The organism is Apibacter sp., from assembly GCF_025291155.1.
Taxonomy (GTDB): Bacteria; Bacteroidota; Bacteroidia; order Flavobacteriales; family Weeksellaceae; genus Apibacter.
This window is the reverse complement of the sequence record NZ_JAMBJZ010000085.1, coordinates 1-8,958: the sequence shown is the minus strand read 5'-3', so window position 1 is coordinate 8,958 and position 8,958 is coordinate 1. Positions and strand designations below refer to the sequence as shown.

The 8,958-nt window shown below is 28.5% G+C and carries 10 protein-coding genes; all 10 read right to left on the bottom strand.

From position 1 onward, the window contains the following. A partial coding sequence (locus M3Z80_RS08105) for a TssN family type VI secretion system protein (protein ID WP_293919064.1) occupies nt 1–572 on the bottom strand: 572 nt, incomplete at its 3' end. Continuing rightward, a complete protein-coding gene (locus M3Z80_RS08100) occupies nt 569–1,516 on the bottom strand; it encodes a type VI secretion system baseplate subunit TssG (protein ID WP_293919063.1) in 948 nt (315 codons plus the stop codon). The genes M3Z80_RS08105 and M3Z80_RS08100, both read right to left, overlap by 4 nt. Further along, nucleotides 1,516–2,169: an NlpC/P60 family protein gene (locus M3Z80_RS08095; RefSeq protein ID WP_293919061.1), complete on the bottom strand. Its 654-nt coding sequence runs from the start codon at nt 2,167–2,169 to the stop codon at nt 1,516–1,518. The genes M3Z80_RS08100 and M3Z80_RS08095 overlap by 1 nt, the downstream gene beginning before the upstream one ends. Next, nucleotides 2,166–4,013, bottom strand: coding sequence for a type VI secretion system baseplate subunit TssF (locus tag M3Z80_RS08090; protein WP_293919059.1), 1,848 nt, complete (start codon nt 4,011–4,013; stop codon nt 2,166–2,168). Before M3Z80_RS08090 ends, M3Z80_RS08095 begins: the two co-directional genes overlap by 4 nt. Before the next feature lies 1 nt (nt 4,014). Beyond that, nucleotides 4,015–4,449: a GPW/gp25 family protein gene (locus tag M3Z80_RS08085; RefSeq protein ID WP_293919058.1), complete on the bottom strand. Its 435-nt coding sequence runs from the start codon at nt 4,447–4,449 to the stop codon at nt 4,015–4,017. 18 nt (nt 4,450–4,467) lie between these two features. Next, nucleotides 4,468–5,181, bottom strand: a complete 714-nt coding sequence (locus tag M3Z80_RS08080; RefSeq protein WP_293919057.1) for a hypothetical protein — start codon at nt 5,179–5,181, stop codon at nt 4,468–4,470. Further along, nucleotides 5,182–5,769, bottom strand: a complete 588-nt coding sequence (locus M3Z80_RS08075; protein WP_293919055.1) for a hypothetical protein — start codon at nt 5,767–5,769, stop codon at nt 5,182–5,184. Between the two features lie 58 nt (nt 5,770–5,827). Further along, complete coding sequence (locus M3Z80_RS08070) at nt 5,828–7,201, bottom strand: DUF5458 family protein (protein WP_293919054.1); 1,374 nt, start codon at nt 7,199–7,201, stop codon at nt 5,828–5,830. A 2-nt stretch (nt 7,202–7,203) separates the two neighbouring features. Continuing rightward, the gene (locus M3Z80_RS08065) at nt 7,204–7,650 is read right to left on the bottom strand and encodes a hypothetical protein (protein WP_293919052.1); all 447 of its coding nucleotides are present in this window, start codon (nt 7,648–7,650) and stop codon (nt 7,204–7,206) included. 24 nt (nt 7,651–7,674) lie between these two features. Beyond that, nucleotides 7,675–8,958, bottom strand: a 1,284-nt coding sequence (locus M3Z80_RS08060) for an AAA family ATPase (protein WP_293919051.1), incomplete at its 5' end; no start/stop codon positions are given.

The following is an 8,958-nucleotide window of genomic DNA, read 5'->3' as shown; positions in this document are numbered from 1 at the left end:
CTATACTCACTATCCGGTGGATCAGGATAAGCATGTTCTTCCGGAAATTCCCAGGTTTTATATATTTTGGGCGGAATGGATATAGAGGCATTAAATGTTAAATAGATTAAAGTAGGGATCGAAAAAACTAAAGAAGAATACATCATATTGTATACATAGGTATTTCCTTTTACTATTGTATAAATAAATAAAAAAGGGAAGAGAATGTAAATGATCATTATTAGACTGAAAAATATTTCAATCCAAGGAGATTTAGTATCGAATTCATCAAAGTAATTTCTATATACAATACAATGTATAATGCCTAAAATAAAGAATATAACCTGATAAAAAATAAATATTCCAAATATCTGATTATTAAAAACTTCTGATGACCCTATAAAAACTATTAATGCTGTTATCAATATCAATATAACAACATAGGATATAAATTTATTTTTATATTTTTGTTTAAAACCATTTATTTTAGCGCCAAAATAAACAAAAACTATTACAGATAATGCCAAAATAATTAACAAACCTGCAATTATTGAGGGATCTATTAAATCCTTAAAATACGTTTTGAAGTTCATATTCGTGTGGTTATTCCTAAAATTGTATTTTGAGTTAAATTAAATATCTCTGTTTCGGTTTCTAATAATATTGATGTTTTAACATCAACTTCCATGGGTAAAAAGTAATCATAAAATAATTCTATAAATTTTTTCAATTTACCTTGATGAATATAATCTAAAAACGAAGTCTTTTTCAATGGACCGATTTTAAATTCCAAGTATAATGAATAGTCCATATATGCACTTCCTGAAATCATATCCAACCCCAATCTACTCTCTCCCAGGTTTATTTCTTGTTCAGAGCTTGATTGTTCTTTATAACCTTGTTCTGCAATTTCAACTTTTTCATCCAATAAATAGCTTAAACAATTTACAGTCATTTGTAAATTACCAACAATTTTATGTAAGTAAGGTAATATTCTGATTAATTTGGAAACCAATATTGGGGGCAAATCTCGATCAATGTGCCAAAAATCATAAAAAAAATCTAATGGTTTGGAACCATTAAGCTCAAGTAAAATTTCTTTTTCTATATTTTCTCTTTCTAATGCTTTAATGAAAAATTCATTTTCAAAAGGGAAAAAAAATTTCCTAGCATATTCTTCTTCTTTTTTGTGAGCTTTAAACTGCTCAGTCATATCTGAAACCGTTTTTTGGGGCTTTTCAGAGCTTAATTCGTGAATCAGACTTTCCGGGAGTGTATCATAAATACCATCCCTAGATAAATTTATTTTCACATATTCCGTTAAATCATAATTATAGTTTATGAGCTCTGCACCCAAAACATCTTTTCTATAAGGTCTTTTAAATTGACCTTTGTAATCTACTAATATATTTTGCTCTTTTGAATCTATTTGTTCAAGTATTTCTGAAATAATTACTTCGGCTTTTAAATCATCTTTAATACTATTTATCGTATTCTTTATTTCTTCTAATAAAGTATCTTTTTCTATTGTATTCATTATTTATTATTTTCCTGATCAATATAATAAAGTCTTCCTGCGCTGACATAACTTAATTGAAAGTAATCAAAATTAAAGTTGCTTATTATCAATCCCTGGCTTATGGAACTAACCAATATCTTATTATTCCTCAGGTATATAGCAATATCACCAATAGCTGTATCCTTTTCATTTCTAAAAAAAAGTATATCTCCTTCTTTAAGAAATTCACGTCCTGTGAATAAATTTATTTCTGGGGATTTAAAAATTCCTAGAGGAGTGCTTGGTAAATTACGTTTGAATGCGTATTCATATAAAGCACTCGTAAATGGTCCGATATTTAGACTATCCATGGTAAATCCTTTAGATGAATATGGAGTTCCTATCCATCTATCTATGAAATCATAAAATTTATAATTATTTAATTCTTCGGGTTTAATGCCTAATATTATAGAATACTTTTCTTTAAGATAAATTTCTCTATCAGTTAAAGTTGTATCTTTAATGGGAAGAGTATTAGGAGTGTTAGGAGTATTAGGTAAAATACCTAATTTTGCCATTATTTCTTGTTGATTATAAGTGATCTTAAAAGGAACTTCATTGTAAAACTTTTTTTGGCACGAAAACAACAAAAAAAACATTAAAACAGATAAGACAAATATATTTTTTCTCATTTTATTATTAGTCTATAAGGATAAATATTAGATGAGGATTTATCTAATTTATAAAGCATATTATCGCATAAATACTGCCATTCAAAATCCGAAATTTGGTATTCAGTTGCTAAATTTCTTTCTAAAATTATATCTATGGTTCGTACAAATCCTTTATTAGTAGAAGAATCTATTTTGGTACCTTTTTTTATTTCAATTCCTTTAATGGTAAATTTAAAATGGTTTTGGCAAAAGGTTTTTATATCTGCAAAAGTTACAATTCTACCTCTGGTTAATAAAGCTTCTCTATAAGAATCAATTTTACTTTTGGTATCCATCCTCGATTTTCCTCCAACTGTTGTGTTTATAAACATGATAGTATCTTGTTTAAAATCACTGGTACCTATACAGTCTAAATGGGTGCCAACCTTCAAATCATTGGCTTCATCTCCATTTGTTACCCAATAACTAACTGTAAAGAAATCATTATCATTTTTTACTGCTGTAGATTTAGGTCTGATAATCGCATAAGGAAAATTTGATTTAGTAAACTTCTTTTCCTTTATATGTTGTTCTAATGTAGCTATGGATTTATTAATTTCTTTAATTGTTCCATCAATAAAATCTCCTCCTATAACCGTAAAAGAAGCGCTCTCATCTTTTAATAGTTCAATGAGATATTGTATTAATTCGGAAGCATTTCTTTCATCAAAACGGGTAACTCCTGTGTGTCTTAGAGTAGCATCTCCAATATCTAAATTTCCTTCTGAAAACTCTTTTATATGGTATTGATAACCTCTAGAATCATTAATGCTATCTAAATCTAAAAAAATGTCATCAGAAGATAATGGAATATAATTTATAAAAGAGCCTATTGTTTGATTCTGAGTTAAAAGTCTTTTATTTATAACCGGAATTGCATTAATATAAAACATTACATTTTCAAAAGTTTCATTAATCACTACTTCCGGAAATTGAACTTGAAGCCAGATTATATTCCCTGCCTCGTTCATACTGGTTACCTTGTCTCCAAATATGTTAATTAGCTCATCAGGAACTTTAAATACTTCGTCTTTAATAATGATGTCTTTAGTAAAATGGAAAAACTTGTCTGAATAAAAATCATTAACTTCTGAGTATAATTGATTGATTTTATTATAGTTTTTGTTTACAACTGCATCAATATCTATTGTATAATTTTCAACATTAAACCCTTCTTTATAAGGAATTTCTTGATCATTTATATAAAATTTTGCTTGTTTAAGATAATTATAAAAAATTTCTCGTTGAGAGCTTCTAACATCTGTAAAAAACATAAGCTTTTCAATTTTATCAATTCCTTCGGGACAATTAATTCCTAACCATAATGAGCCATTTTTTAAAAATCGGTTTTCTTTTGTAATTGGGTCTTTATGTATAATTCTCTTTAAAGAGTATAATGAGTTTCCAAAAGCAATATATTCTAATTTTGCTTTTGATAAAATAAACGGTAAAGTAGTTCCAAAATAAATATCTTTAACTATAGGTTGTAAGGGATCATAAATGTTTTGAATTACTTTTTTAGATCTAAATTGATGTTCAACTGATACTGTATAATTATTCTCAATCGGTTCCAAATGAATAATTGACCTTGCAGGTACAATTCCCGTATTGATTTCCGGTGACATAATTTCTAATAATCTCTCAATAATACGAGAACGAGAATTGTTTAGTTCAGAGGATATTTTTTCCAATTCAGAAGCACATGCTTCGAGTAAAAGAGCTACTATAGGATCAAAGGATGTTTCTAACTCACTGTCAGTATATCCCCATGTTTGAGCTGCTCTTCGTAATATTCTATCTTTTATTTTTTCTTTAGTATCCATGTTAAAGTTGTGAAAGTGGTCCTATAAAAAAATGTCCGTAAAAATTGAATGGACGATTAGTTTTTTTTATCAATCCTTCGATTTTCATTGTTACTTTTTTCTTTAATCTTATCGAATTATTATAAGAAGGATTCTGTCCTACCCCAATAATAACATCAACCTCCAACAGATTTAATCTACTCTCATTCACAATAATAGCTTCTTTAATATCATTTTTAAATTTATCCCTAAGACTATTGGTATCAGATAACAAATCAAAATCCATTTCCCAAATCTTACATCCAAGCATTTCATTGAATTTACATTCACCAAAAGAAGAGGTTACTATTAAATTAATATATTTTGCTATAGATTTATCTAAATTAGTTTTTTCAACATCTCTTTTTTCAATTAGTTGTTTAAAGTTTATAGGAGTGTTATAATAAATTCCATACATATCAAGCTATAATTTTTATTATAAATATATTATCTTACTAACTTTTCCACTTTTGTCTAATTCATACTCCTTTATATTCCTTTCACGTTTGATAAGATGTATTTCGACCTTTGGAATTGTTTTTATAAATTTTTCTCTATATGAAATATCGCCAATAAATTTTTGTCCTTGATTATGATCTTCTATATAAAAGAAATGTTCATAATTTGTTGGTTTTATAAAAGTTTCAGACATAATTCCTGCTACTAAAAGTGCTTTTTCAGAATTTCTATTAAGTGTATACGATAAATAATTATCTTTTTTTGTACGAAATTTGCTTACTTCAAATATTTCTTTAACTGAATTTAATGGCTCAAAAGCGATTAATGGTAACTTATATACTGTTTTCTTAAAAATAGGAATACCTAAAAAGGAAAAACCTCCTGTTTTATTGATCTTTAATTCATCAAATAATATTGAATCTCGGGTTACTTCATAATAGCTTCTTTCCTCTGTTTTATCATCTGTTACTATCATTTTATAAGCAGGCAACCTAATTTTATTAATATCCTTATTTGATGTATTAAACTCAATTTCATTTACTTTTTCATCGGAAATTATTATTGTAATTGTATGTTGATGCATAGCGGAATCAAAATCCGACATTTTTTCTCTTTCTCCATTTCCTGCATATAATGGAGATCCGGGATTATCTGTTATAGATAATGATAAACCTAATTGAGGTATTGGCATTTATTTGAATTTAAAATGATTATTTTTTAAGCATTGTAATTCGTCTTTTAACCGTTCTGCTTCAATAAATTGTAAATTAAATTCATAGTCATTATGAAAGGTTAGTAACTTTATGCTGCTAATTTCACCTTGTGTAAGGTTTTTAATGTCCTTCCTTCTAATTTTACTTATTAAATAGCCGTCGCAGTTTGGTTTATAATAATTATTCATTCTATATCGATATCCTTTATCTGTGATAAATTCCAAAACCTCACCCTTTTTTAAACAAGTATTAGGTTTAAACATCTTGATATAAAGTATTGGTCTGTTGCCTTTTCTCTTTATTATTTGAAATACTGCAAAATCATTTTTGATATTATATATTCTTTCAAAATATGGTTCTGCATAGATATAAGGCTTATTTTTTAAATAATCTATTTTTCTGTTATTAAGTGTAAATAAAGCATTACAATCAACTATTCGGGTTAGCAAAGTATCTTCAGTTATTTTTTTCATCGGTACACTTGATTGCCCGTATAATTCATAATTACCGAATATCGCGCATACGCTTACAAAAATTAATTTGAAAATTTTGCTTATAATATTCATATTGATTTTTTTTATAAAAGAGAGGAGTAAAATTTTCCTCTCTTGCTATATTCAACTATTATTTTTGTTCGTATTCTGTATCCCATTCATTTCCATCATCTCCTTTATGTCCATCCATTTTTATAAGGAAATTCTTAGCTGGGAAATAGGGTTTTAAATGTATATCTAGATAAATTCTATCTTTTTGGACTGCATCTTGCTCGAATCTTCTCACTTCAAAATTTTCAATCAATTTATCAGGTCCAGTAATACCATCTAAAAACCGTACAATTTGATTCATAATTTCTTTTCTCGTTTTTGCTGTAAAATTTTCGAATGCTCTTCGATTCAAAAAATCCATTAATACTTTGGTCACATAATCGAAAACTCTTACAACTGAATAGGTTTGTAAGCCTAAATTATCTCCATTGAATAAGGTTTTGCCTGAAAAGGCCATAACTTTACCATATTCATTAACCATGGGTATTAATCCCATACTTTCGAGATTGGCTATTTCGCTTTTTTTAAGGTCAAATTTTACCCCGTCAATTTCATTAATACCTCCAAATTTTTTACCTGCTGTAACTTGTGACATTAATGTCCCATATATCTTACCAGCCAAAGCTGCAGAAGGAGGAATGTATAAATCATTTTCCTCTTGTATTTCATTAAATTTACCTCTTCCTACTAACCAGTTACAAGTCATTAGCACGTTTGAGCGATAAATTTCACCGCCTGTAAGATAGGCTTCGTCAAACATTTCCATCACATCATCCGGTTCATCTAAATGTGCAAAATCTGTTACCAACATTACTTTATTTTCATGAGCTATTTTTGCCCATTTCTCAACAACTTTATTGCTTCCTAAATATCCTGGAATAACTAATAAGCCATAATTATTTTTTAAATCCAATCTATCATAATTATCTACTAATTCTGAATGAATGGCATCTATAAAACGTGTATTATCTAAATCGGTTAATTGCTCTAATTCTGCATTAATTATGGATACATTTTTAACTTTATCTTGATCGGTGTTTTTATAAAATAAAGCGATAGTTCGGTAAGCTTTTTCTAATTCTTCAGTTTCTCTTATTGTAGAAGCTAAATTTTTTTGTAAAGTCTTATCCGCAAGCTTACTTTTATCTTCACTTTGTGCTACCATATCTGTTAAGCTCGCATTATTTTTTAATACGTTAAGCCAAAGTTCCAAAGTTTTCTTTAAAGCATTTCGTTCATTTTTTTTATTAGTATCACTCAGAAAAATTTGACGTCTAGCTTTTCGTTCAGGATTCATATTTTGAACGTTTTCAATAGTAGATTCCAATAAATCAAACCCACCGAATTTTGCTAATTTTTCCAATCCGCTTTGAACATCATATTTTTTATTAGCTTGTTCTGATATTGGCACATCCACTGACTGGACTTGTGCTTTTAGATTTTCTTTAGCCATAATTATTTTTGATTTAATTCATTAATAAGTCCTTCTATACTTTCCATTAAAGCGTTTTTAGCTTCAGGATCTTCTAGTGCGGCTTTTAAAATTTTGTTGGTTTTAAGCTGTTTTATTATTTTTTGATATTGTTCTTTTTCAACCTGTAAATCTGTCAAAAATTTACTTTGAGCAGTTATACCTTTTATTCCAAAATCTCCTAAATTTTTAAATTTTAGCTCTTCGAATTTTGTATTTCCATCTGCATCTTCAAAATTCACTTTCACTTCCGGTTTAAAATGTTCGAATACTTGTTCAACTGTTGATAATCCTTCTACAATTTCAGGTCTTATAGGGGTTTGACCAGTTAATTTTTGAGCTATAAGAGTACGATTCTGTGCAATTTCTAATATTGCTTCGCTTGCATCCAAAGGAACTTCATTTCCTCCAATACCATAATTTTTTAACATATCTAAGTTTTTTAATTATTGTTTTTAATTTATAATCCACCGTAAATTATCATCCTGGATATCTATTTCGACATTGTTTCCCTCTTTTATTTCTCCCGAAATTATTTTCTTTGCCATAGGCCTTCTTAATGAGGAACGAATAATTCCCTTTAATGGTCTTGCTCCGTAAGTTGCGTTAAATCCATTATCTACTAAAAAAGATTTGGCGCTTTGTGATAAGCTCAGACTTATTTTTAAATCTTTAACTAAGTCTAATAATTCTTTTTTCAAATGAATTTCAAATATGCCCATAGCATTCTCTTTACTTATCGGACTGAAAGGAATAATTTCTGTAAGACGTCCCAAAAACTCCGGTCTAAAATTTCTTGTCATTATTTCCATCAATTGATTGGACGAGGGTAATCCTTTTCCGTTATTAACCGATTCTACTATAAATTGAGAACCTATATTAGAAGTAAATAATATTAGAGCATTAGAGAAATCACCTTCTTTACCTAGTCTATCATGAAGCTTTCCTTCATCCATAATTTGTAAAAAAACATCAAATACAGATGTATGTGCTTTTTCTATTTCATCAAAAAGCACGATAGAGTATGGTTTTTGTCTAATCTTATTAACTAATAAACCTCCTTCTTCATAACCTACGTAGCCCGGAGGAGCACCATACAATAAGGCAGCTGAATGTTCTTCTTTAAATTCAGACATGTCAAATCGAATTATTGCTTGTTCATCTTGAAATAAAAAATCAGCTAAAGATTTAGCTAATTCTGTTTTCCCTGTTCCTGTAGGCCCTAGAAAAAAGAATGAACCTATAGGTTGACCAGCCTTACTTAACCCAGAACGAGATTCCAATACAGCTTCAGTGATTACCTTAATAGCATAATCTTGTCCCACCACCCTTTTTTTTAGTATGTCTTCCATGTTTTGAAGCCTATCCTTTTCATCGGAATGTAACTTTCCTAAGGGAATACCGGTTTTTTGTGCTACAACTGCTGCTAAATCTATAGGATCTATATGCTCTTTCTTTGATTGAGCCACTTGAGTTATTTGATGAAGTAAAGATTTTAAATATTCGTATAAAGATTCTTCTGATAATAATTCAATATCATCTTGTAAAGTTTCTTTCTGACTTATCAAATACAATGCTTTCTTTTTTAAATCTTCATAGAACCATTTTAATTCAAGTTTCTTTTTACCATTGCTTTCTCCTATTTCATTCAACTTTTTCTCAAGGGCATCTTTTTCTTTTAGAAAGGATACACCTGCAGTTTTAATGACAGACATAGTTCTATCCAATAGATTTAATGC

Coding starts and splice junctions, on each gene's coding strand:
- M3Z80_RS08100 (WP_293919063.1), bottom strand. CDS start 1,516: ATGAATACAATAGAAAAAGATACTTTATTAGAAGAAATAAAGAATACG.
- M3Z80_RS08095 (WP_293919061.1), bottom strand. CDS start 2,169: ATGAGAAAAAATATATTTGTCTTATCTGTTTTAATGTTTTTTTTGTTG.
- M3Z80_RS08090 (WP_293919059.1), bottom strand. CDS start 4,013: ATGGATACTAAAGAAAAAATAAAAGATAGAATATTACGAAGAGCAGCT.
- M3Z80_RS08085 (WP_293919058.1), bottom strand. CDS start 4,449: ATGTATGGAATTTATTATAACACTCCTATAAACTTTAAACAACTAATT.
- M3Z80_RS08080 (WP_293919057.1), bottom strand. CDS start 5,181: ATGCCAATACCTCAATTAGGTTTATCATTATCTATAACAGATAATCCC.
- M3Z80_RS08075 (WP_293919055.1), bottom strand. CDS start 5,769: ATGAATATTATAAGCAAAATTTTCAAATTAATTTTTGTAAGCGTATGC.
- M3Z80_RS08070 (WP_293919054.1), bottom strand. CDS start 7,201: ATGGCTAAAGAAAATCTAAAAGCACAAGTCCAGTCAGTGGATGTGCCA.
- M3Z80_RS08065 (WP_293919052.1), bottom strand. CDS start 7,650: ATGTTAAAAAATTATGGTATTGGAGGAAATGAAGTTCCTTTGGATGCA.